The sequence below is a fragment of the Saccharothrix ecbatanensis genome, from assembly GCF_014205015.1.
Classification (GTDB): Bacteria; Actinomycetota; Actinomycetes; order Mycobacteriales; family Pseudonocardiaceae; genus Actinosynnema; species Actinosynnema ecbatanense.
This window is the reverse complement of sequence record NZ_JACHMO010000001.1, coordinates 6697295-6718678: the sequence shown is the minus strand read 5'-3', so window position 1 is coordinate 6718678 and position 21384 is coordinate 6697295. Positions and strand designations below refer to the sequence as shown.

The window sequence follows — 21384 nt, the reverse complement described above, 5'->3', positions numbered from 1 at the left end:
CTCCCGCTGGGTCCGCCGAACGTAACCCTCCGGCGACACAACGGACATGCGCCATTCGGCTGACCGACCCAGGCGGTTGCTACGGGCGCACGATCGGCACGACCTGGCGGAGCAGCAGGCGCAACGCCTCGCGGTCCACCGTGGCCGGGTCCTCCGCCAGCCAGTCGCCGATCTCCTCGACGAACTGCGCCGGCGTCATCGGCGGCACCACGGTGTCCGCCGGCTCCTCGGTCGTCACCTCGCCGGCCCGGCTCGGGTACACCAGCAGCGCGGTCCGGATGTCCAGCCACGGCAACAACTTCCGGTACATCGCCAGGCTGCGCGGCATCCTCATGCCACCGCCCCGGAACGGATGCCCGTTGCGCCACACCGAGCCGTCGTCGTCGGCCTCGTAGTGCCCCGGCAGCCAGGCCTTCGACTCGATCAGCACCAGCTTCCGCCCGCACAGCACCGCGTGGTCGACGTCGGCGAACACCGAGCCCGGCCAGGCGAGCCCGTGGAAGATCCGCACGCCGGGCAACCGGGTCAGGTACCGGCTGAGCAGGTCGGCGGTGATCCGTTCACACGGGCGGTCGTCGGTGGTCCCGTGCACGATGTCGGTGTCGTGCTCCGCCGTGAACGCCCGGTCCGCCCGGATCGCCGACAGGTACCGCCGCACCAACCGGAACGCCGCAGTCGCCGCCGCGGCGACCAGGAGAAGCCAGACACCCAGCACGAGCGGCGTGAAGTCGATCAAGAACACCGGCAGCAGCAGGAAGAACCACCCGAGCACCGCGGCTAACGCGGGCGCGTGGCCGGGACCGGCGGCGGGCGCATAGCGGACCCGCTGGGCCACGTCGACCAGGTGCCACCACGCGATCGCACCGAGATCCACCACCGGCTTCGGAGGTACGAAGTCGGGATCCTCACCGAAATTGCGCAGCCGGCCCGTTCGGCCGGAGCGCGGCGGCCGGGTGGGGGACGTCGGCCGCGCGCCCGGTCGGGTGACCGTCCAGCCCCGGTCGTAGTCCTGTCTTCGGGACGGATCACGGAGGGTGTCATATGCCTCTTGCAGCATCCGGAACGTGCCGGAGGACCCGCCCGCGTCGGGGTGCATGACCTTGGCCAGGGAGCGGTAGGCGGATTTGATCTCCGCCTCGGACGCGTAGCGACCGACCCCGAGGAGCTCGTAATAGTCGACCCCGCGCACGCGGCAGACCTTAGCGGCCCTGTCTCCGCGCCCTCGGTCATGGTTAGTGTTGGGGCAAGAGCCCGGTAGCGCAGTGGTTGTCGCGCCCTCCTCCTTTGGAGGGAGGACGCCGGTTCGAATCCGGCCCGGCTCGGGACCATGTAGCGCAGTGGTTGACGCGCCCTCCTGCGTGGAGGGAGGACGCCGGTTCGAGTCCGGCCTGGTCCGCTCGGGTGTGAGGATGGCGCGCATGGATTCGCTGGAGCGGTTGCGGGAGCTGTGCATGGGGTTGCCGGAGGCGACCGAACGGCCCAGTCACGGCGAGCCGGCGTGGTTCGTGCGCGACAAGAAGCTGTTCGTCATGTTCGCCGATCACCACCACGACGACCGCCTCGCGTTCTGGTGCGCGGCCCCGCCGGGTGTGCAGGAGGCGTTGGTCGGCAGCGAACCCGAGCGGTACTTCCGACCGCCGTACGTCGGGCACCGCGGCTGGCTCGGCGTCTACCTCGACGTTGACGTCGACTGGGACGCCGTCACCGAGGTCGTCCGGGACGCCTATCGCCAGGTCGCACCGAAACGACTTGTCGCCCAGTTGGACTAGCGCCCGGTCGGAAACGGTCCGAGTTGCCGGGTCCTGGCGACCGGCGCAGGCTCGGCCCATGGCGACTTGCGACGTATGCGGTAACGACTACTGGATGACCTTCGAGGTCCGCACGACCGGCGGTGGCGTGTACACGTTCGACAGTTTCGAGTGCGCGATCCAACGTCTCGCACCGCGCTGCGAGCACTGCGACTGCCGCATTCTCGGCCACGGCGTCGAGGTGAACGGCCGGTTCTTCTGCTGCGCCCACTGCGCGCGCACCGCGGACAGCCTCGGCGCGGAGATCAAGGACACCGTCGGCGCCCACCCGGGCTGAGCCAGGAGCCGGGCCGACCGGTTTCGGTAGCCGGGCCGACCGAGAGCCGGGCCGACCGAGAGCCGGGCCGACCGAGAGCCGGGCCGAGCCCGACCGAGCCGCGCCAACTGAACCTGCCTAACCGCAGTCCAACACCAACCGGCCGTTCACGAACGCCGGCTGGAGGTCACCGCGCGCGTCCACGCTCTTCGTGCCGTGCGGCAGGACCTCTTCGATCGCGCTGAACGCCAGGATGTCCGACACGCCGTAACGGCCGCGCAGCGCACGTTGGCCGGGGAACCGCAGCGCCCGGCCTTCACGCCGGTCCCGGTGCGCCAAAGCGGCCCGCAGAGCGCCCCTGGCGAGCGATTCGGGCCCGGCGAGCCGTTGCAGGCTGCCGTTGTGCACCGCCACGCCGTACCCGCGTTCGATCAGCGTCGACACGGTGTTGTCCGAGGGGTCCTCGGTGAGCCGGAACGACATCGCGTGCCGGCCTTCGACCGCGTGCACGCACACGACCTGGGCGTGGAAGAGCAGTGACTCGTAGAGCGATACCGCGGTGGTGTCGGCGGTCGCCCGGTCCTCGTGACCGGCGTTCAGGCCGAGCCAGGTGGTCATTCGGCCGCCTCGACCACGTTGTCGTGCGTGTGTCGTGCCACGAAGTCCTCCTCGACGCGGATCGGCGCGGGACGGGGATTTCGTGGAGGCTAGTCCGATCGGGTGATGCCGTGGTAGCCGCCGAATGGCCGTTATCTGAAACCTAGATGGGTAGCAGGTCGAAACTTTCGAGGAACGGGAGCGCGCCGGCCTGCTGGAGCGCGGCGGCCGACAGCCAGACGCTGAGGATGGTGACCAGCGGGCCGACGATCGCCATCTCGACCTTGCCGCCGGTCTTCATCCGCATGATCTTCGGCGGCGCGACGGGGAACCACGTCTTGCCCATCAGCGGGATCGGCCACAGGATCGGACAGCCCTGTTCGGTGATCGCGTCGCCCAGGTAGTGCGCCACGCAGCCCACGCCGACCGCCACCCCGCACGCCGCCGCGCTGGCCGGTGTCTGCGCGGTCCACGCCACGCAGGCGACCGTGATGGCGGCCGAGACGCCCGTGATGAGCAGGGCGTCCCGCTGCGGGCACCAGTCGTTCATGATCCCGCGCACGGCCAGGCCGGCGAACACGAACATCAACACCGGCAGCGCCCACTTCTGCGACTGCTGCACCACGGCCGTCGTGCCGACCGCGGCGGCCAGGGCGAACATCAGCGTGTGCGTGAGCCCGCGGTGGCCGCCGTCCCGGTTGGAGTCCTTGCGGGTGCGGGTGGTGCGGTAGACGAACGAGCTGATCGTGTTGATCAGGGTCGACGCACCCGCGCTGACCGGCCCGAACGTGCGCGAGACGGTGGACGACGGGTGGTCCAGGTCGGGCAGCAGGGCGGCGCCGGTGGCGAGCACCGCGCCGACCGCCCAGCTCTGTGGGCTGAGCTGGCCGATGGGGTGGTTCTCCGCGATCGCGGTCACCGCCGCCCAGGCCAGCAGTCCACTCATGGCGTGGGTCGGACCCATCGACAAAGCTGCCCCCTCGATGATCACTCTTCCGGGCGAGGTTAGCGAACGGGGCGCCGGCGGCGGTGGTGAATCGGGGAACGGGTGTTCGAGTGTCGTCCGGCAGCCGTCCCCGTGCGGCGGACCGGCGGGTCGGCTGGTTGTATTGGGCCGGAGAACACCCGTGCCACCTCGTCCGCGGCGCCCCGCCGGTGTGACGCCGTTCCCTTTTTCCGCCGAGGTGGACGCAAGCAACCCGACATAGCAGTACGCTTGTCTTGCTTGCATTGTCGCGAGAGGAGCGCCCTGAGTATGGGCAAGATCAAGGTTCAGGGGACCGTCGTCGAACTCGATGGCGACGAGATGACCCGGATCATCTGGCAGTTCATCAAGGACAAGCTGATCCACCCGTACCTGGACGTCGACCTTGAGTACTACGACCTGGGCATCGAGCACCGGGACGCCACCGACGACCAGGTCACCATCGACGCAGCCCACGCCATCAAGAAGCACGGCGTCGGCGTGAAGTGCGCCACCATCACGCCCGACGAGGCGCGGGTGGAGGAGTTCGGCCTGAAGAAGATGTGGGTCTCGCCGAACGGCACGATCCGCAACATCCTCGGCGGCGTGGTGTTCCGCGAGCCCATCATCATCTCGAACATCCCGCGGCTGGTGCCGGGCTGGACGAAGCCGATCATCATCGGCCGTCACGCCCACGGCGACCAGTACAAGGCGACCAACTTCAAGGTCCCCGGCGCGGGCGAGCTGACGATCACCTTCACGCCCGAGGACGGCTCCGAGCCGATCAAGCACGTGGTGGCCAACTACGGGCCCGACGGCGGCGTGGCGATGGGCATGTACAACTTCAACAAGTCCATCGAGGACTTCGCGCGTGCCTCGTTCTCGTACGGGTTGCAGCGCAACTACCCGGTGTACATGTCGACCAAGAACACCATCCTCAAGGCGTACGACGGTGCGTTCAAGGACATCTTCCAGAAGGTGTTCGAGGAGGAGTTCAAGGGGCAGTTCGACGCCGCCGGCCTTACGTACGAGCACCGCCTGATCGACGACATGGTCGCCGCCGCGATGAAGTGGGAGGGCGGCTACGTCTGGGCGTGCAAGAACTACGACGGTGACGTGCAGTCCGACACGGTCGCGCAGGGCTTCGGCTCGCTGGGCCTGATGACGTCGGTGCTGATGACGCCGGACGGCAAGACCGTCGAGGCCGAGGCCGCGCACGGCACGGTGACCCGGCACTTCCGCCAGCACCAGGCGGGCAAGCCGACGTCCACCAACCCGATCGCGTCGATCTTCGCGTGGACCGGTGGCCTGAAGCACCGCGGCAAGCTGGACGGCACGCCGGAGGTGACGGGCTTCGCGGAGACGCTGGAGCAGGTCATCGTGGAGACCGTCGAGAGCGGCCGGATGACGAAGGACCTGGCCGTGCTCGTGGGCCCGGACCAGGAGTGGCTGACCACCGAGGACTTCCTCGGCACGCTGGACGAGAACCTCCAGAAGAAGATGGCCGGCTGAGGCTCGCCATCGTCTGATCCCTTCGGGGATTTCCATCAGGGGACCGCTTCCGGGCTTCCGGGACGGTCCCCTGATGCGTTTCCGTAGTCGATCTCACCCGTTCGGTTTCCCGGTCGGGTGGATTCCGCCGCGGGAGGCCCCACCGGTGTGGTCGTCGCGCTATATCTGCACCTCAGACGAGGTCGGGAGGCGTGATGCTAGGGATTCCGGTGCGCGGCATGGTCGTTGCCGGTGTGGTCGTCGTGGCGGGGTTGATGTACGTCACCGACGACGGGGAGCGGTCGAAGCTGGAGGAGCTCGCGGCCCGCAAGTGCGAGGTGACGGTGGTGGCCGACATCCTGAACGTGCGCTCCGGGCCCGCCGACACCCAGCCGATCGTGGCGACGATGCGGCGTGACGCGGTGGCGAAGGCCGAGCGGCGGGTGGAGAACGGGTTCCGGCTGCTAGCCGACGGGCGGTGGGTGAAGGACGAGTTCGTGCTGCCCACATCGGACAGCGACTGCGCCTGACCCGGACCGCGCGTGATCTGATTGGCGGATGTTCTTCAAGTGGCGGTCGTTCCGCCGTGACGTGGTGACGTGCGCCTGTGAGCCGGAGTGGCCCGGGTTGCGTGCCTCGGTGGACGGGCACGAGGTGGCGGGGGCGCCGTCGCCGGAGGGCAGCAGCCCGTTGGTGCTCATGATGGGTCTGGTCGCGTTCTGCGCGGGGTGCGGCGCGGAATACCCGTACGGGTGGGCGGTCGCCGAGCGCCGATAGGCTGCGCCGGTGCTGACCGTCTCCACGATCAACGTCAACGGGCTGCGTGCAGCTGCCAAAAAGGGCTACCTGGAGTGGCTCGCCGCGACTGCGGCGGACGTCGTGTGCCTCCAGGAGGTGCGGGCCGAGCCAGGGCAGTTGTCCGAGGAGGTGCGGTCGCCGGAGGGGTGGCACGTGGCGCACGCGTACCCGTCGGAGGCGAAGGGGCGCAACGGGGTCGCGGTGCTGACGCGGGTCGCGCCGGAGGCGGTGCGGATCGGGTTCGGGGTGCCGGAGTTCGAGCACTCAGGGCGGTACGTCGAGGTCGAGTTGGCGGACGTGGTGGTGGCGTCGCTCTACCTGCCCAGCGGTGATGTGGGGACTCCCCGGCAGGACGAGAAGGACCGCTTCATGGCCGCGTTCCTGCCGTACTTGGTGGAACTGCGCGAGAAGGCCGCCGCCGATGGGCGGGAGGTGCTGGTGTGCGGTGACTGGAACATCGCGCACCGGGCGGAGGACTTGAAGGCGTGGAAGACGAACCAGAAGTCGTCCGGGTTCCTGCCGTCGGAGCGGGCTTGGATGGACCGGGTGTTCGGTGAGGCGCGGTACGTCGACGTGGTGCGCGCCCTGCACCCCGATGTGGCCGGGCCGTACACGTGGTGGTCGTACCGGGGCAAGGCGTTCGACAACGACTCGGGCTGGCGCATCGATCTTCACGTCGCCACGGAATCCCTGGCCCGTACCGCCCGGACCGCAGTGGTCGAGCGCGCGGCTACTTACGCCGAACGCTGGTCCGACCACGCACCGGTCACGGTCGTGTACGGCGACTGAAGCCCCGACGCCCGGTGCCGATCACTCGGATCGCGCCCGCTCAGCCATTGTCGAGGGCATCCCGAACACCTTCGATCATGGACTCCACCATGGGTGCGGAACGAGGCGAGCTCATGTCTCGCGCCAACCGCCCCATCAACTCGTGGTCGTCAAGGATGCGAAGCAACTCGGCGATGCCATCGTCATCGAGCAATGCCGGTATGTGTGAACCCAGGAGTCGCGCACCTGCTCGTGACAAATCGAGGTCGGACTTCACGAGCACGTCGTAGTCCTCACCGTAGAGCCGATCGTGGTACTTCCCGGACGAATACCACTCGATCATCGTCGCCAAGTCGAGCGCGTCGCGCGTGTCGTCGCGGTGGCGATCCCGCCAAGCGAACAGCTTCAGGAGTGCGAGCGCCGGAATGGACGGGATCTTGATGGCGACCCCGTCCGGCAGGAGTACTGACTGTGCGGTATCGACGGCTTCGCGGAAACCGAGGACGTTCATCGCGTGGTCATCGGGCCACATGATCGTCCGGTCCTCTTGTTCGATGCCGCCGTAGGGCGCCACATCGACCTCGGTGCCTTCGACGATGAACTTGTGCACGTTCTTGCCGTGTCGGTCGAGCCTCCGCACCAGGTTGTGGAATTCGGCCCAGGAGTCGACCTCCGCCACGATGTCGATGTCCCTGGTCTGGCGTTGGGGACTGCTGCCCAGCAGGTCGAGCGAGATGAGCGAGCGGGCGGTCGCCCCCACCACGAGGTAGTGGACCCCCGCTTCGCGTGCGGCTTCATCGATTCGAGTCAGCACCTTGGCGGCACGCAGGACGTCAAAGTCGGTCGAGGTGCGCAAGTCGATCGTCACTGATTCTGATCCTGTCCGCGTGCTCGCGTTGGCGAGGGTCGCCAGAGGCGAGGAGGTCAGCGTAGATCAACGTGGAAGGCACGATCCATGGCTGCCGCGCCATCGTCCAGAACCGTCGTCGGATGTGGATATTGCCCGCTTGTTCGGCGCGCGCCAATCGGTGCTTGCCGATCAGCGAGTGCGGCAGCTCGTCGGCGTAAAGGGTGAGAGTGGCTGGTATCAGATGGGGGTCGAGGACGCTCGCACCGGCTTCTCCGCCCACCTGCACGTTGAATCGCGTCAACTCGTCCTCCGAACTCCGCCACCACGAGATGTCGGGGGCATCGAAGTCACCGAGGAACAGCTTTGGCGAGAGCGTTGTCGAATAGGCCTCCGACCATCGGTTGAGCAGTTCCCCCGCTCTTCCCAGCCTGCGCTCGCCCGACACCTCGTACAGGTACCCCGCCTTGGCGAGATCGTCGACGACCGCTTGGGCCGTGCCGAGCGAGACCCCGCCGGCGCTCGCGAGTCCGCGCAGCGGCTTTCCCGCCATCGACGGCCAGCTGAGCAGGACGAACCCGACCTGCAAGCCCGCGCGGCTGAATGCCTTGCTCCCGCGCGGTGAGGAACCGGTGGTGCGTTCGCCTGCTCTGCGGCGCCCTCGGACGTCGATCAGCACGTCGCCCCAAGCGATGTGGGCGTTGCCCGCCTCGTCGACGTAGTCGATACCCCGCTCGCGCAACAGGCCCGCAGCTTGCTCGGTGATCGAGTGGGCGACGACCAGGGTAGGTAGCGACGGGTGCGGATGGAGGGCCGTCGAGAGCTCGGATGGCACCGCCCGCTTGATCACGACGGCATAGGTCCGAGCCGCGCCCGACGCCCGGCTGACGCGGACCACCATGTCGGCTCCCGCGTCTGTGGCGTGCTTACCCAGCCGCATGTCGACCTTGAGACCAAGCGCGCGCAGCCACTCCCGCAGCTCGGCCAGCCGGGCACGCTCGTTCAAAATTTCGCCATGTTCATTTTTGCTGAACATGCGTCCATGTTGAACGCAAAGGCAGCTAAGCGCAAGTTCGCCCAGCTCAACATCCGGCACACCACGTTGCCCGGCAACGGAACCGATCCACCCGACGATCGACTTCGCTCGTTCGGCCGCACTTCACCCCGAGTTCGTGACGTGCCCCCTGGTTCGTGAGAACTTTTCACGACAACCGAGACGTGGGGAGCGGTCGATGGGGATCAGCCGGCGGCGTTTCTTCCAGGCGACGGGTGCGGCCGGGGCGGTGTTGCTGTGGGGTGGGCCGGCTTGGGCCACCACGGGCACGACGTTGGACGCGGCGGCGACGGCGGTCGGCAACGCCGGGTACCGGAGGCTCCAGGCAGGCCCCGGGTGGCCGTTGGTGGTCCGGCCCGACCTCGCCACACCGGACGCGGGACGTTCGGATCGGCGCACGTCGCTCGCCTGCTTCGTCCAGTTCACCGACATGCACATGGTCGACACGCAGAGCCCGGCCCGCTTCGAGTACACCCACCCGCTGCTCGGCTCCGGCGCCTTCCGCGCGCACGAAACCCTCGCCCAGCACACGTCGACCGCTCTCGTCCACAAGGTGAACGCCATCCGCACCGGCCCGTTCACCGGCCGTCCGATCGACTTCATGATGACCACGGGCGACAACACCGACAACCACGAACTGGTCGAGCTCGACTGGTTCCTCACCGTCCTCAACGGCGGCCGGATCACCGCCAACACCGGCGACCCGACCCGCTACGAAGGCGTGCAGGACTCCGGCGCCAAGACCTACTGGAACCCGCACTCCACCCAGCCCGACGACTACAAGGCCACCGGCTTCCCGCACGTCCCCGGCCTGCTCGACGCCGCGATCCGCCCGTTCGACAGCCCCGGCCTGCGCATCCCCTGGTACTGCACGTTCGGCAACCACGACGACAGCGTGGTCGGCTCGCTGCCCGACGGCATCCCGCCGATCGACGCCCTCTACACCTCGAACCGCAAGATCATGGGCTTCGGCGACACGCAGGTCCAGCGACTCGTCCGCGCCATGACCGACCCCGCGCACGTGCCGGACGCCGCACAGGTCCTCGCCGAGGGCGGCCTGGTCCGGACCGTCACCCCGGACGCCCGCCGCCGGCCGTTCACCACCGCCGAGTTCGTCCAGGCCCACCTCGACCCGCGCAACACCGGCCCCGGCCCGCACGGTCACGGCTTCACCCCGGCCAACGCGGACGGCGTCGACGTCTTCTACACGTTCCGCATCGCACCCGGCGTCACCGGCGTCAGCCTCGACACCACGACCACCGCCGGCTTCGCGGACGGCTCGATCGGCCTGCACCAGTACCTCTGGCTGGAGCGGACCCTGAAGCGCAACAGCTCCCGCTACTACGACGTGTTCGGCTTCCGCCACCGCCAGGACGTCACCGACGAGATCTTCATCCTCTTCAGCCACCACACCAGCTGGACCATGGGCAACGTCCTCCCGGACCGCCGCCGCCCGCTCGACCCGCGCCTGGACGGCAACGCGCTGGTCACCCTCCTCGGCCGCTTCCCGAACGTGGTCGCGTGGGTCAACGGCCACACCCACGAGAACCGGATCGTCCCGCACGGCGCCGGCGACCGGGCGTTCTGGGAGATCAACACCGCCGCCCACGTCGACCACCCGCAGCACGCCCGGATCATCGAACTCGCGGACAACGGCGACGGCACGCTGTCCCTGTTCACCACGCTGGTCGAGGGCGACGCGCCCTACCAGGCGGATTACGACGACTTCTCCCCGCGCGGCCTCGCCTCGTTGGGGCGGGAGTTCGCGTTCAACGACCCGCACGCCAACCCGGCGGCGGTCGGCGCGGTGACCGATCGCAACACCGAACTGGTCGTCGCGGGGAGGGCGCCGGTCCGCTGACGCGTCCGTCTGCGCGCAGTGCCGGAGGTCACTCCGGCGGTGATCAGGAATTTTCGCCACCTAAGGTCGTTGTCGTGGCCGTGGACATCTCGATCACCCCGCCGGACCCGATGCCGAGCGCTTCGGCGATGCGACGCGCGTTGCGCCGTGCCGCCGACGGCGCGGTACTGGACGTCACCGAGGCCGCCGTGCTGCTGCACGCCCGCGGTGACGACCTGGACGTGCTGCTGGAGGCCGCGGGCCGGGTGCGTGACGCCCACCTGCTGGCGGAGGGACGACCGGGCGTCGTCACCTACAGCCGCAACGCGTTCATCCCGCTGACCCGCCTGTGCCGGGACCGCTGTCACTACTGCACGTTCGCCACCGTCCCGCACCGGCTGCCCGCCGCGTTCCTGGAGCGGGACGAGGTGCTGGACATCGCCCGCCGTGCCGCCGCCCAAGGCTGCAAGGAAGCCCTCTTCACGTTGGGCGACCGGCCGGAGGAGCGCTGGCCCCAGGCACGCGAGTGGCTGGAGGCACGGGGCTACGAGTCGACCCTCGACTACGTGCGGGCCAGCGCGATCGCCGTGCTGGAGGAGACCGGCCTGCTGCCGCACCTCAACCCCGGCGTGCTGAGCTGGGAGGAGTTGCAGCGGCTGCGGCCGGTCGCGGCCAGCATGGGGATGATGCTGGAGACGACCGCCGAGCGGCTGTGGTCGGAGCCGGGCGGCGCGCACTACGGCAGCCCGGACAAGGACCCGGCGGTTCGCTTGCGGGTGCTCACCGACGCGGGACGGGTGAACGTGCCGTTCACCACCGGCATCCTGATCGGCATCGGCGAGACGATCACCGAACGGGCCGACTCGCTGCTGGCGATGCGTGGAATCGCCCGCCAGTACGGGCACATCCAGGAAGTGATCATCCAGAACTTCCGGGCGAAGCCGGACACCGCGATGCGCGGGATGCCGGACGCCGACCTGCACGAACTCGCCGCGACGATCGCGGTGGCGCGGCTGGTGATGCCGTCGTCCACGAGCGTGCAGGCGCCGCCGAACCTGGTCGGCGGCGAGTTCGGCCTGATGCTGCGCGCGGGCATCGACGACTGGGGCGGCGTGTCGCCGGTGACGCCCGACCACGTCAACCCCGAACGGCCGTGGCCGAACGTGGACGCGCTCGCCGCGCACACCCGTGAAGCCGGGTACGACCTGAAGGAACGCCTCGCCGTCTACCCGCGGTACGTGAACGCGACCGTCGGGCAGTGGATCGACACCCGGCTCACCGCGCACGTCTCCGCATTGGCGGGGGAGGACGGGCTGGCCGACCCGGACGCTCCGGTCGTCGGCCGCGAGTGGCAGGAGCCGGACGGCGGGCTCGACACCTACGGCCGGGCCGACCTGAACACCGCCATCGACACCGAAGGCCGTACTGAGGACCGCCGTGGCGACTTCGACAGCGTCTACGGCGACTGGGCGTCGTTGACCGTCCCCAAGGCCGTCGAGCGACTGCCCGAGGACGCGGCACGCGCGCTCAGGCTCGCCGAGTCCGATCCGACGAAGATCCTGGACGACACGGACGCGGCGATGGCGCTGCTGACCGCGGACGGCGCGGCCCTGGAGACCATGACCAGGCTCGCCGACGAGCTGCGCGCCGAGGTGGTCGGCGACGACGTCACCTACGTGGTCAACCGCAACATCAACTTCTCCAACGTCTGCTACGTCGGCTGCCGGTTCTGCGCGTTCGCCCAGCGCGAGCGGGACGCCGACGCGTTCCGGCTGTCCGTCGTCGAGGTCGCCGACCGCGCGCAGGAGGCGTGGGACGCGGGCGCCACCGAGGTCTGCATGCAGGGCGGCATCGACCCCAAGCTGCCGGTCACCTACTACGCCGACGTCGTGCGCGGGATCAAGGCACGGGTCCCCGGCATGCACGTCCACGCGTTCAGCCCGATGGAGATCGTCAGCGCGGCGGCCAAGGCGGGCGTGAGCGTGCGCGAGTGGCTGACCGAGCTGCGTGATGCGGGCCTGGACACCATTCCCGGCACCGCCGCCGAGATCCTGGACGACGACGTCCGCTGGGTGCTGACCAAGGGCAAGCTGCCCACCGCGACCTGGCTCGAAGTCGTCGCCACCGCGCACGAGGTGGGCATCCGCTCGTCGTCCACGATGATGTACGGCCACGTCGACCACCCCGGCCACTGGCTCGGCCACTTCCGGACGTTGGCGGCCTTGCAGGACCGGACGGGCGGGCTGACCGAGTTCGTCGGGCTTCCGTTCGTGCACCGCAACGCGCCGATCTACCTGGCCGGCGTGGCGCGTCCAGGCCCCACCCGGCGGGACAACCGGGCCGTGCACGCGTTCGCCCGGCTCGCCCTGCACGGGCGGATCGACAACGTCCAGTGCTCGTGGGTCAAGCTCGGCGACGAGGGCACCGCCGAAGTGCTCCGCGGCGGCGCCAACGACCTGGGCGGGACGCTCATGGAGGAGACCATCAGCCGCATGGCGGGCTCCGAGCACGGCTCCGCGCGCACCGCCGTCGAACTGCACGCGACCGCGGCTCTGGCCGGTCGGCCGGCCCGGCAGCGCACTACGACATATGGCCGAGTCGGCCCGGTGAGGTAACCCCCTGGGGTGAACCGCGTGATCGGCGGTGGTTACTCTGCCGCCGGTCGCGTTTACCTGAACTGAACACCCCAGCCCCACAGCTTCGGTAGGTTCGCGGCCGTCCGTCAACAAGGTTCACCCCACCGTGGGTGACACGGTGTTGGTGAGGAGGCTGGGCAGTGCGCGGTCGCGGTGTGGTTCCGGGTGTGCTCCTGGGCGCGGCGTCATCCCTGGTCATCGGAGGTGTGGCGGAGGCAGCCGACGGTTCGGAGGCGGCCTTGGTCTCGCTGGAGGCTCCGGTCGGCATCGGCGCGGTGGCGTTCGGCGTGATCGGCCTGGTCGCCGGTCTGGTCCGTCGCCGGAGGGTCGCGGTGGTCCGTGCGGCCTCCGAGCAGCCCGCCGTCGAGACGGCCGTGGCCGGAGCCGATCCGATCGAGGTGCGGCCCGCTACCACCGGGGTCTGATCGGCCTGGGAGAATCACTCCCGTGGTCGTCGAAAACTCCGCTGAGAACGTCGCCGCGAACGCCGGCGAGCCCGTCGGCAACGCCGCTCCGGTGAGCCGTCCCCGGGTGCTGTCCGGCATCCAGCCGACCGCCGGGTCGTTCCACCTCGGCAACTACCTCGGCGCGCTCCGGCAGTGGGTGGCGTTGCAGGACACGCACGACGCGTTCTACTGCGTCGTGGACCTGCACGCGATCACCGTCGAGCAGGACCCCAAGGTGCTGCGGCAGAACACCCGCGTGTCCGCCGCGCAGCTGCTCGCGCTGGGCATCGACCCGGACCGCTCGTCGCTGTTCGTGCAGTCGCACGTGCCCGAGCACGCCCAGCTCGGCTGGGTCATGCAGTGTATGACCGGGTTCGGCGAGGCCGGCCGGATGACCCAGTTCAAGGACAAGTCGGCGCGGCAGGAGGCGTCCGTCGGCGTCGGCCTGTTCACGTACCCGATCCTCCAGGCCGCGGACATCCTGCTCTACCAGGCGCACCACGTGCCGGTCGGCGAGGACCAGCGCCAGCACCTGGAGCTGACCCGGGACCTGGCGCAGCGGTTCAACACCCGGTACGGCAAGACGTTCCGGCTGCCCGAGCCATACATTGTCAAGGACACCGCCAAGATCTACGACCTCCAGGACCCGACGTCGAAGATGTCGAAGTCCGTGCCCGCGGGCGTGGTCGAGCTGCTGGACGACCCGAAGCGGTCCGCCAAGAAGATCAGGTCGGCGGTCACGGACACCGGGCGTGAGATCGTGTACGACCCGGCCGCGAAGGCCGGGGTGAGCAACCTCCTGGTGATCTTCTCGGCGTTGACCGGGCGGTCCGTCGAGTCGCTGGTCGCGGACTACGACGGCAAGGGCTACGGGGACCTGAAGAAGGACCTGGGCGAGGTGTTCACCGAGTTCGTCACGCCGGTTCAGGCTCGGGTGGCCGAGTACCTGGACGACACCGCCGAGCTGGACAAGGTGCTGGCGCGCGGCGCCGAACGGGCGCGTTCGGTGGCGTCCAAGACGCTGGCGCGGGCCTACGACCGGATCGGTTTCCTCACCGCGACCGACTGAGCCCGGCGGTGATCCCGACTGGCGGGTGATCACCGCTCGGACTAGCGTTTTCGTGTGGCGGAAGAGGAAGCGGCCAAGGGCGAGTCGAAGCTCGACCGGCTGCGCGCGCAGCGTCCGTGGATCGACCACCTGCTCCGTGCCGCCGAGCGGTACAGCAAGCAGTACGGGGCGCACTACGCGGCGGCCGTGACGTACTTCAGCGTGCTGTCGCTGGTGCCCATGCTGATGATCGGGTTCGCCGTCGCCGGTTTCGTGCTGGCCTCGCAGCCCCAGTTGCTGGACGAGCTGAAGGCCGGCATCGCGGAGGCGGTGCCCGGCTCGCTCGGCGCCACCATCAACGACGTGGTCGAGCAGGCGATCGAGTCCAAGGGCACGGTGGGCGTGCTGGGTCTGCTGACCGCCGCCTACTCCGGCCTCGGCTGGATGAGCAACCTGCGCGACGCGTTGACCGCGCAGTGGGGCCACGCGAAGGCAGATCTGCCGGTCATCAAGACGGCGGTCAAGGACCTGCTCGCCCTGGTCACCCTCGGGCTGGCGCTGGTGGTGTCGTTCGGCCTGACGGCGGTCGGCACCGGGTTCGCCGAGCTGGTGCTGCGGTGGGTCGGGCTGGACGGGGTGTGGTGGGCCGAGGCGCTGCTGAAGGTCGGCACGATCGTGCTCGCGCTGGTGGCGAACTGGCTGGTGTTCCTGTGGGTGCTGGCCAAGCTCCCCCGTGAGCCGGTGGGGTGGCGCAGCGCGGTCAAGGGCGCGGTGGCGGCGGCCGTCGGGTTCGAGATCCTGAAGCAGGTGGCGACGATCTACCTGACCAGCGTGACCACGTCACCGGCGGGCGCGGCGTTCGGCCCGATCATCGGTGTGCTGGTGTTCGCGAACCTGGTGGCCCAGTTCCTGCTGTTCATCACGGCGTGGACGGCCACGGCGCGGGAGAACCTGGCGCGTGACGTGCCGCCCGCCCCGCCGCCCGCCGTGATCCGGCCGGTGGTGGAGGTGCGGTCCGGCCCCAGCCCTCGCGCCGCCGCCGGTCTGGTCGGCGCGGGGCTGCTGCTGGGCGCGCTGTTCCGCCGCCGCTGACTCCGGGTTCAGGTGACCCGGGCTCAGCTGACCCAGGACTCGGCCGACCCAGGACTCGGCTGACCCAGGACTCGGCTGACCCAGGACTCGGCCGACCCTGGGCTCAGGTCCAGAAAACCGCGACACCGGTGTTGACGACCACCAAGCCGGCGAGGGCCGGGGTGAGCCACGTGGCGGGCTTCGCCTTGTTCAGGTTCACCGCGACCAGAACGCCGATGGCCACGAGGACCAGCAGTTTCACGCCGACCTTGATGTGGTTGTAGTCCTGGTCGGTCAGCGGGGCCAGGCCGACCAGCGCCACGCCGGTCAGAAGCTGCAGCGCGCTGCTGTGCAGCCAGCCCTTGTTCAGCGGGGCGTCCGCGCCCATCCGGCGCTGGACGAAGAACATGGCGACGAGCATGCCCATGCCGAGCAGGTGCAGGAACAGCAGCAGTAGGCGCACGAACTCCACGGCGGAGCCTCCAAGGTGTGGTGGGTTACTCGGTGCTCTTCCTGGCGGCACGCAGGGCACGCAGGCCGCGCACGCCCAACACGCCGATGACCGTGCCGAATGTGAGCGACGCGACAACGAGCACCAGGTGGACGGTGAAGAACGCGGTCGGGCCGGCGTCCCACGAGCGCGGGTCCTTCCAGATGTTGCGCAGGAAGGTCGGCCAGATCACCCAGGACCACACCCCGAAGGCAAGCAGGAACGCGGACATGCCTCGGGAGAGCTTCACCGGAGCAGTATCCGACGTGGCGGGTGCAGGTCACTCATCCGGGGTGGATAGCCTGGGCGCGTGCGTTCCTCCGCGTTCCGACGGCCTGTTGCCCTGGTCGTGGCTGCCTGCGCGCTGATGGCCACCGCGGTGTTCGCGGCTGCGCCGGTCGCCGTAGCCCAGCCGGCCTGCGAGAACAAGGTGTCACCGCCTCCACCGGTGGACGCCTCCGAACAGCCGGCCCCCGGCGAACAGCCGCCCCGGCCCCTGGAGGTGCCGGAGAGTCCGATCGGTGGCGATCGGCTCGGCGAGTGCGGCTTGGTGCTGCCGCCCAACGCCCCCGCGCTGCCGGACGGCATCACGGCCAAGAGCTGGCTGCTGGCCGACATCGACAGCGCCGCGGTGCTGGCGGGTCTCGACCCGCATGGCCGGCAGCGGCCCGCGTCGGTGATCAAGGTGCTGCTGGCGATGGTGGTGGCCAAGGAGCTGGCGCCGACCTCGACCGTGGCGGCGACGCCCGAGGACATCGCGCAGGAGTGCACCTGCATCGGGCTGCGCAACGGCGCCGAGTACACCGTGGAGCAGATGCTCCAGGCGCTGGTGATGGCGTCCGGGAACGACGTGGCGCACGCGCTGGCCCGTCGTCTGGGCGGGGTGCCTTCGGCGATCCGCAAGATGAACGCGCTGGCCGCCGAGCTGGGCGCGTTGGACACGCGGGCGGTGACGCCGTCCGGGCTGGACGCGCCGGGCACGTCCACGTCGGCCTACGACGTCGCGCTGATCTTCCGTGAGGCGATGAAGTACCCGGACTTCGTCAAGGCCGTCATGACGCAGCGGATCGACTTCCCGGCGGCCAACGGCAACGGGACCGTGCCGATCGTCAACGACAACCGGCTGCTGACCACGTACCAGGGTGCGCTGGGCGGGAAGTCCGGGTTCACCGACGACGCGCAGCACACGTACGTGGGTGCGGCGCAGCGGAACGGGAAGCGGCTGGTCGTGGTGTTGCTGCGCGGTCAGCAGCAGCCCGTCCGGATCATCGACCAGGCGGCCCGGCTGCTGGACTACGGGTTCAACCTGGAGGCCGCGGCGTCGGCCAACCCGGTCGGCCGGCTGGTAGAGGGCGCGCCGCAGGCGAAGAAGAAGACGACGGAGCCGCGGCCCACGACGCCGACCAGCGCGGGCGTCGGCGAGGTCGCCAACAGCTCGCCCGACAACACCGCCCAGAAGGCGACGGCGATGCAGACGGCGTTCGGCAACGTCGGCGGCCCGATCACCGCCGTGGCCGGCCTGGGCCTCGTCCTCGCCTTGCTGATGTACCTGCGCAACCGCCGCGCCAAGGCCGCCCGCGCCGCCCGCCAACAAAACCAGTGAGTCCTACGTTCAGGCCCCGTGAGTCCTACGTTCAGAACGCGTGAGTCCTACGTTCGCGTACCCCGAATTCAACGCTCAGTACAAGATCGTTTGTTCTGAGCGTTGAATTCGGGGGTCCTGAACGTAGGACACGGTGGTTCTGAAGGTACGACTCGCGCGTTCTGAACGTAGGACTCACGCGGGGTTGGGTTAGATGCGCTTGAACAGGAGGGCGCGCTTGACCTCCTGGATGGCCTTCGTGACCTGGATGCCACGCGGGCAGGCGTCGGTGCAGTTGAACGTCGTCCGGCAGCGCCACACGCCGTCCACGTCGTTCAGGATGTCCAGCCGCTCCTCGGCGCCCTCGTCCCGGCTGTCGAAGATGAACCGGTGCGCGTTCACGATCGCCGCGGGCCCGAAGTACGAGCCGTCGGTCCAGTACACCGGGCACGACGTGGTGCAGGCCGCGCACAGGATGCACTTCGTGGTGTCGTCGAACCGCTCGCGGTCGGCGGCGGACTGGAGCCGCTCACGCGTCGGCTCGTTGCCGTACGTGATGAGGTACGGCTTGACCGCCTTGAACGCCTCGAAGAACGGCTCCATGTCGACCAGCAGGTCCTTGTGGACCGGCAGCCCCTTGATCGCCTCGACGGTGATCGTGGTCGGCTTGCCCTTCGCCGCCAGCAGGTCCTTCAGCAGCACCTTGCACGCCAGCCGGTTCACGCCGTTGATGCGCATGGCGTCCGACCCGCAGATGCCGTGCGCGCACGACCGGCGGAACGTCAGCGTGCCGTCCAGGTACCACTTCACGTAGTGCAGCAGGTTCAGCACGCGGTCCGACGGCAGGGCCGGGACCTCGAACGAGTCCCAGCGCGGCTCGTCGTCGAACTCCGGGTTGAACCGGCGCACCTTCAGGGTGACGGTGATCGCGCCGTCCGGCACGGGGGGCTGGTTCCCGCGCGAGCCGGTGGACACTTCAGCGGTAGCGGTCATCAGTACTTGCGCTCCATCGGCTGGTACCGGGTGAACGTCACGGGCTTGTAGTCGAGCCGGATGTCGGCCGCCAAGCCGTCGCCCTGCTTGTAGTACATGCTGTGGCGCATGAAGTTCGTGTCGTCGCGGTTCGGGTAGTCCTCACGCGCGTGGCCGCCGCGGGACTCCTTGCGCGCCAGCGCGCCCACGACGAGAACTTCGGCCAGCTCCAGCAGGAAGCCCAGCTCGACGGCTTCCAGCAGGTCGGTGTTGAACCGCTTCCCCTTGTCCTGCACGGTGATCCGCTGGTACCGCTCCTTCAACGCCTGCACGTCGTGCAGCGCCGTCTTGAGCGTGTCCTCGGTGCGGTACACCGACGCGTTGGCGTCCATCGTGGCCTGGAGCTCGGTGCGGATGTCCGCCACGCGCTCCTCGCCGTGCTCGGACAGGACCAGCGCCACCTGCGCCTCGACCTGCGCGGCGGGGTTCTCCGGCAGCTCGACGTGGTCGTGCGCCAACGCGTACTCGGCGGCGGCGATGCCCGCGCGGCGGCCGAACACGTTGATGTCCAGCAGCGAGTTGGTGCCCAGGCGGTTCGCGCCGTGCACGGACACGCAGGCGCACTCGCCGGCGGCGTACAGGCCCGGCACGACGTTGTCGTTGTCCCGCAGCACTTCGCCGTGCACGTTGGTCGGGATGCCACCCATCGCGTAGTGCGCGGTCGGGTAGACCGGCACCGGCTCCTTCACCGGGTCGACCGCGAGGTACGTGCGGGCGAACTCGGTGATGTCGGGGAGCTTCGTCTCCAGCACCTCGGCGCCGAGGTGCGTGCAGTCCAGCAGCACGTAGTCCTTGTTCGGACCGGCGCCGCGGCCTTCCAGCACCTCCAACGCCATCGACCGGGCCACGATGTCGCGCGGCGCGAGGTCCTTGATGGTCGGCGCGTACCGCTCCATGAACCGCTCGCCGGAGCCGTTGCGGAGGATTGCGCCCTCACCGCGCGCGCCCTCGGTCAACAGGATGCCCAGGCCCGCGAGACCGGTCGGGTGGAACTGGTAGAACTCCATGTCCTCCAGCGGCAGGCCCTTGCGGAACACGATGCCCATGCCGTCGCCGGTGAGCGTGTGCGCGTTGGACGTGGTCTTGAAGACCTTGCCGAAGCCGCCGGTGGCGAACACCACGGACTTCGCCTGGAACACGTGGATCTCGCCGGACGCCAGCTCGTAGGCCACCGCGCCGGTGCAGACCGGGCCGTCGGCGGTCTCGGTCATGCAGATGTCGAGCACGTAGAACTCGTTGAAGAACTCGATGCCGTGCTTGACGCAGTTCTGGTACAGCGTCTGGAGGATCATGTGGCCGGTGCGGTCGGCCGCGTAGCAGGCCCGGCGCACGGCCGCTTCACCGTGGTTGCGGGTGTGGCCGCCGAACCGCCGCTGGTCGATCTTGCCCTCGGGCGTGCGGTTGAACGGCAGGCCCATCTTCTCCAGGTCGAGGACCGCGTCGATGGCCTCCTTCGCCATGATCTCGGCGGCGTCCTGGTCGACCAGGTAGTCGCCGCCCTTGATCGTGTCGAAGGTGTGCCACTCCCAGTTGTCCTCTTCCACGTTCGCCAGCGCGGCGCACATGCCGCCCTGCGCGGCGCCCGTGTGGGACCTGGTCGGGTACAGCTTGGTGAGCACGGCCGTGCGGGCGCGCTGGCCGGACTCGATCGCCGCGCGCATACCGGCGCCGCCGGCACCGATGATCACGACGTCGTACTTGTGGAACTGCATGGCTCTGGTACTCCCCGCGGCGGGTCAGTCGGTGATGTTCGGGTCGAAGGTGAAGATCACGTACGTGCCGAGGGCGATGATCAGCACCATCGAGACGTAGAGCAGCACCTTGAGCCAGAACCGGGTCGCGTCCTTGCGGGCGTAGTCGTTGATCACGGTGCGCAGGCCGTTGCCGCCGTGGATCTGGGCCAGCCACAGCATGGCCAGGTCCCAGAACTGCCAGAACGGCGAGGCCCACCGGCCGGCGACGAAGCCGAAGTTGATCCGGTGCACGCCGCCGTCGAGCACGTTCATGATGAACAGGTGCCCGAGCACGAGCACGACGAGCGCCACACCGGAGATGCGCATGAAGAGCCAGCTGTGCAGCTCGAAGTTGCTGCGGCGGGCGGCCGGGCGGCGAGGCGAGCGCGGCTTGTCGAGGATGAGCGGTTCACTCATGGTCAGTGACCCCCACCGAGCAGGTTGGACACCGTGCGGACCAGCATGAAGTAGGTGCCGGGGATCATCACGAGCACCCAGACGCCGAGGATCGCCCACAGCATCTGCTTCTGGTACTTGGGGCCCTTGGCCCAGAAGTCGACGAGCAGCACCCTGATGCCGTTGAGCGCGTGGTAGAGGACCGCGCCGACGAGGCCGACCTCGAACAGGTTGACGATCGGGTTCTTGTAGGTCTCGATGACCTTGTCGTACGCGTCCGGGGACACCCGCACCAGTGCGGTGTCCAGGACGTGCGCGAACAGGAAGAAGAACGTCAACACACCGGTGATGCGGTGCGCGACCCAGGACCACATCCCCAGGTCGCCGCGGTAGAGCGTTCCGACCCCTTTACGGGTGCCCGCCCGCTCGGGTGCGGTGGTGCCGGCCATGCGCAACGGCCTCCAGCGTCAGTGGTGGACTGGTCTCCGGTACAGGAGTACGCGGACCTTGACCATCGGATGCTAGAC

Annotated in this window: 23 protein-coding genes and 2 tRNA genes; 14 read left to right on the top strand and 11 right to left on the bottom strand. The window is 69.1% G+C overall.

Annotated elements, in window-relative coordinates; translation table 11 throughout:
- Positions 1–79: 79 nt before the first annotated feature.
- A complete protein-coding gene (locus tag F4560_RS28780) occupies positions 80–1189 on the bottom strand; it encodes a J domain-containing protein (protein WP_184925185.1) in 1110 nt (369 codons plus the stop codon).
- A 58-nt stretch (positions 1190–1247) separates the two neighbouring features.
- Between F4560_RS28780 and F4560_RS28775 the strand changes: the two genes are divergently transcribed.
- The 4 genes from F4560_RS28775 (at position 1248) to F4560_RS28760 (ending at position 2085) form a co-directional block, all read left to right on the top strand.
- Positions 1248–1322: transfer RNA gene (locus F4560_RS28775), tRNA-Gln, on the top strand.
- Positions 1323–1396: transfer RNA gene (locus F4560_RS28770), tRNA-Arg, on the top strand.
- A 22-nt stretch (positions 1397–1418) separates the two neighbouring features.
- A complete protein-coding gene (locus F4560_RS28765; protein WP_184925183.1) occupies positions 1419–1769 on the top strand; it encodes an MmcQ/YjbR family DNA-binding protein in 351 nt (116 codons plus the stop codon).
- Positions 1770–1827: 58 nt separating this feature from the next.
- Positions 1828–2085: a metallothionein gene (locus F4560_RS28760; protein WP_184925180.1), complete on the top strand. Its 258-nt coding sequence runs from the start codon at positions 1828–1830 to the stop codon at positions 2083–2085.
- A 117-nt stretch (positions 2086–2202) separates the two neighbouring features.
- Here F4560_RS28760 and F4560_RS28755 read toward each other — a convergent pair whose 3' ends face one another.
- Positions 2203–2682, bottom strand: a complete 480-nt coding sequence (locus F4560_RS28755) for a hypothetical protein (RefSeq protein WP_184925177.1) — start codon at positions 2680–2682, stop codon at positions 2203–2205.
- A gap of 142 nt (positions 2683–2824) precedes the next feature.
- The gene (locus F4560_RS28750) at positions 2825–3631 is read right to left on the bottom strand and encodes a metal-dependent hydrolase (protein WP_184929453.1); all 807 of its coding nucleotides are present in this window, start codon (positions 3629–3631) and stop codon (positions 2825–2827) included.
- Between the two features lie 285 nt (positions 3632–3916).
- On the opposite strand from F4560_RS28750, the gene F4560_RS28745 reads away from it, so the two are divergent.
- The 4 genes from F4560_RS28745 (at position 3917) to F4560_RS28730 (ending at position 6703) form a co-directional block, all read left to right on the top strand.
- A complete protein-coding gene (locus F4560_RS28745; RefSeq protein ID WP_184925174.1) occupies positions 3917–5137 on the top strand; it encodes an NADP-dependent isocitrate dehydrogenase in 1221 nt (406 codons plus the stop codon).
- Between the two features lie 194 nt (positions 5138–5331).
- On the top strand, positions 5332–5646 hold the full coding sequence (locus F4560_RS28740) for an SH3 domain-containing protein (RefSeq protein WP_184925171.1): 315 nt from the start codon (positions 5332–5334) through the stop codon (positions 5644–5646).
- 28 nt (positions 5647–5674) lie between these two features.
- Positions 5675–5893, top strand: a complete 219-nt coding sequence (locus F4560_RS28735) for a hypothetical protein (RefSeq protein ID WP_184925168.1) — start codon at positions 5675–5677, stop codon at positions 5891–5893.
- A gap of 9 nt (positions 5894–5902) precedes the next feature.
- Entirely contained in the window at positions 5903–6703 is an 801-nt protein-coding gene (locus F4560_RS28730; protein ID WP_184925165.1) for an exodeoxyribonuclease III, read from the top strand.
- 40 nt (positions 6704–6743) lie between these two features.
- Here F4560_RS28730 and F4560_RS28725 read toward each other — a convergent pair whose 3' ends face one another.
- Both F4560_RS28725 and F4560_RS28720 read right to left on the bottom strand, forming a co-directional pair.
- On the bottom strand, positions 6744–7550 hold the full coding sequence (locus tag F4560_RS28725) for a nucleotidyl transferase AbiEii/AbiGii toxin family protein (RefSeq protein WP_184925162.1): 807 nt from the start codon (positions 7548–7550) through the stop codon (positions 6744–6746).
- A complete protein-coding gene (locus F4560_RS28720) occupies positions 7516–8565 on the bottom strand; it encodes a type IV toxin-antitoxin system AbiEi family antitoxin (RefSeq protein ID WP_184925159.1) in 1050 nt (349 codons plus the stop codon). The genes F4560_RS28725 and F4560_RS28720 overlap by 35 nt, the downstream gene beginning before the upstream one ends.
- Before the next feature lie 196 nt (positions 8566–8761).
- Between F4560_RS28720 and F4560_RS28715 the strand changes: the two genes are divergently transcribed.
- From F4560_RS28715 to yhjD, 5 genes are all read left to right on the top strand, one after another.
- Positions 8762–10444 (top strand): TIGR03767 family metallophosphoesterase, encoded by a 1683-nt coding sequence (locus F4560_RS28715; protein ID WP_184925156.1) that lies wholly within the window; start codon positions 8762–8764, stop codon positions 10442–10444.
- A 110-nt stretch (positions 10445–10554) separates the two neighbouring features.
- The gene (locus F4560_RS28710; protein ID WP_221484787.1) at positions 10555–13038 is read left to right on the top strand and encodes a bifunctional FO biosynthesis protein CofGH; all 2484 of its coding nucleotides are present in this window, start codon (positions 10555–10557) and stop codon (positions 13036–13038) included.
- 161 nt (positions 13039–13199) lie between these two features.
- Positions 13200–13484, top strand: a complete 285-nt coding sequence (locus tag F4560_RS28705; protein WP_184925151.1) for a hypothetical protein — start codon at positions 13200–13202, stop codon at positions 13482–13484.
- 106 nt (positions 13485–13590) lie between these two features.
- Positions 13591–14574 carry a tryptophan--tRNA ligase gene (gene trpS, locus F4560_RS28700; protein ID WP_312869872.1) on the top strand — a complete coding sequence of 328 codons (984 nt, stop codon included), beginning with the start codon at positions 13591–13593 and terminating at the stop codon, positions 14572–14574.
- Positions 14575–14628: 54 nt separating this feature from the next.
- Complete coding sequence (yhjD, locus tag F4560_RS28695) at positions 14629–15645, top strand: inner membrane protein YhjD (protein WP_184925148.1); 1017 nt, start codon at positions 14629–14631, stop codon at positions 15643–15645.
- Positions 15646–15748: 103 nt separating this feature from the next.
- Here yhjD and F4560_RS28690 read toward each other — a convergent pair whose 3' ends face one another.
- Both F4560_RS28690 and F4560_RS28685 read right to left on the bottom strand, forming a co-directional pair.
- Entirely contained in the window at positions 15749–16096 is a 348-nt protein-coding gene (locus F4560_RS28690) for a hypothetical protein (RefSeq protein ID WP_184925145.1), read from the bottom strand.
- 25 nt (positions 16097–16121) lie between these two features.
- On the bottom strand, positions 16122–16364 hold the full coding sequence (locus tag F4560_RS28685) for an SCO4848 family membrane protein (RefSeq protein WP_184925142.1): 243 nt from the start codon (positions 16362–16364) through the stop codon (positions 16122–16124).
- 60 nt (positions 16365–16424) lie between these two features.
- Between F4560_RS28685 and F4560_RS28680 the strand changes: the two genes are divergently transcribed.
- Positions 16425–17717: a D-alanyl-D-alanine carboxypeptidase family protein gene (locus F4560_RS28680; RefSeq protein ID WP_312869529.1), complete on the top strand. Its 1293-nt coding sequence runs from the start codon at positions 16425–16427 to the stop codon at positions 17715–17717.
- A gap of 189 nt (positions 17718–17906) precedes the next feature.
- Here F4560_RS28680 and F4560_RS28675 read toward each other — a convergent pair whose 3' ends face one another.
- From F4560_RS28675 to sdhC, 4 genes are read right to left on the bottom strand one after another with little or no spacing between them, the layout of a single operon-like run.
- The gene (locus F4560_RS28675) at positions 17907–18689 is read right to left on the bottom strand and encodes a succinate dehydrogenase iron-sulfur subunit (RefSeq protein WP_184925140.1); all 783 of its coding nucleotides are present in this window, start codon (positions 18687–18689) and stop codon (positions 17907–17909) included.
- Positions 18689–20440, bottom strand: coding sequence for a succinate dehydrogenase flavoprotein subunit (gene sdhA / locus F4560_RS28670; protein WP_184925138.1), 1752 nt, complete (start codon positions 20438–20440; stop codon positions 18689–18691). The genes F4560_RS28675 and sdhA overlap by 1 nt, the downstream gene beginning before the upstream one ends.
- A 24-nt stretch (positions 20441–20464) precedes the next feature.
- Positions 20465–20878 carry a succinate dehydrogenase hydrophobic membrane anchor subunit gene (locus F4560_RS28665; protein ID WP_184925135.1) on the bottom strand — a complete coding sequence of 138 codons (414 nt, stop codon included), beginning with the start codon at positions 20876–20878 and terminating at the stop codon, positions 20465–20467.
- A 2-nt stretch (positions 20879–20880) separates the two neighbouring features.
- Positions 20881–21306, bottom strand: a complete 426-nt coding sequence (sdhC, locus tag F4560_RS28660; protein ID WP_184925132.1) for a succinate dehydrogenase, cytochrome b556 subunit — start codon at positions 21304–21306, stop codon at positions 20881–20883.
- Between the last annotated feature and the right edge of the window lie 78 nt (positions 21307–21384).

Bases quoted from the DNA above. Each gene is read 5' to 3' on its own strand.
- F4560_RS28665 (WP_184925135.1), bottom strand. From the start codon at position 20,878: ATGAGTGAACCGCTCATCCTCGACAAGCCGCGCTCGCCTCGCCGCCCG.
- sdhA (WP_184925138.1), bottom strand. From the start codon at position 20,440: ATGCAGTTCCACAAGTACGACGTCGTGATCATCGGTGCCGGCGGCGCC.
- F4560_RS28760 (WP_184925180.1), top strand. From the start codon at position 1,828: ATGGCGACTTGCGACGTATGCGGTAACGACTACTGGATGACCTTCGAG.
- F4560_RS28765 (WP_184925183.1), top strand. From the start codon at position 1,419: ATGGATTCGCTGGAGCGGTTGCGGGAGCTGTGCATGGGGTTGCCGGAG.
- F4560_RS28740 (WP_184925171.1), top strand. From the start codon at position 5,332: ATGCTAGGGATTCCGGTGCGCGGCATGGTCGTTGCCGGTGTGGTCGTC.
- F4560_RS28735 (WP_184925168.1), top strand. From the start codon at position 5,675: ATGTTCTTCAAGTGGCGGTCGTTCCGCCGTGACGTGGTGACGTGCGCC.
- F4560_RS28675 (WP_184925140.1), bottom strand. From the start codon at position 18,689: ATGACCGCTACCGCTGAAGTGTCCACCGGCTCGCGCGGGAACCAGCCC.
- F4560_RS28755 (WP_184925177.1), bottom strand. From the start codon at position 2,682: ATGACCACCTGGCTCGGCCTGAACGCCGGTCACGAGGACCGGGCGACC.
- F4560_RS28720 (WP_184925159.1), bottom strand. From the start codon at position 8,565: ATGTTCAGCAAAAATGAACATGGCGAAATTTTGAACGAGCGTGCCCGG.
- F4560_RS28710 (WP_221484787.1), top strand. From the start codon at position 10,555: ATGCCGAGCGCTTCGGCGATGCGACGCGCGTTGCGCCGTGCCGCCGAC.
- F4560_RS28745 (WP_184925174.1), top strand. From the start codon at position 3,917: ATGGGCAAGATCAAGGTTCAGGGGACCGTCGTCGAACTCGATGGCGAC.
- sdhC (WP_184925132.1), bottom strand. From the start codon at position 21,306: ATGGCCGGCACCACCGCACCCGAGCGGGCGGGCACCCGTAAAGGGGTC.
- F4560_RS28715 (WP_184925156.1), top strand. From the start codon at position 8,762: ATGGGGATCAGCCGGCGGCGTTTCTTCCAGGCGACGGGTGCGGCCGGG.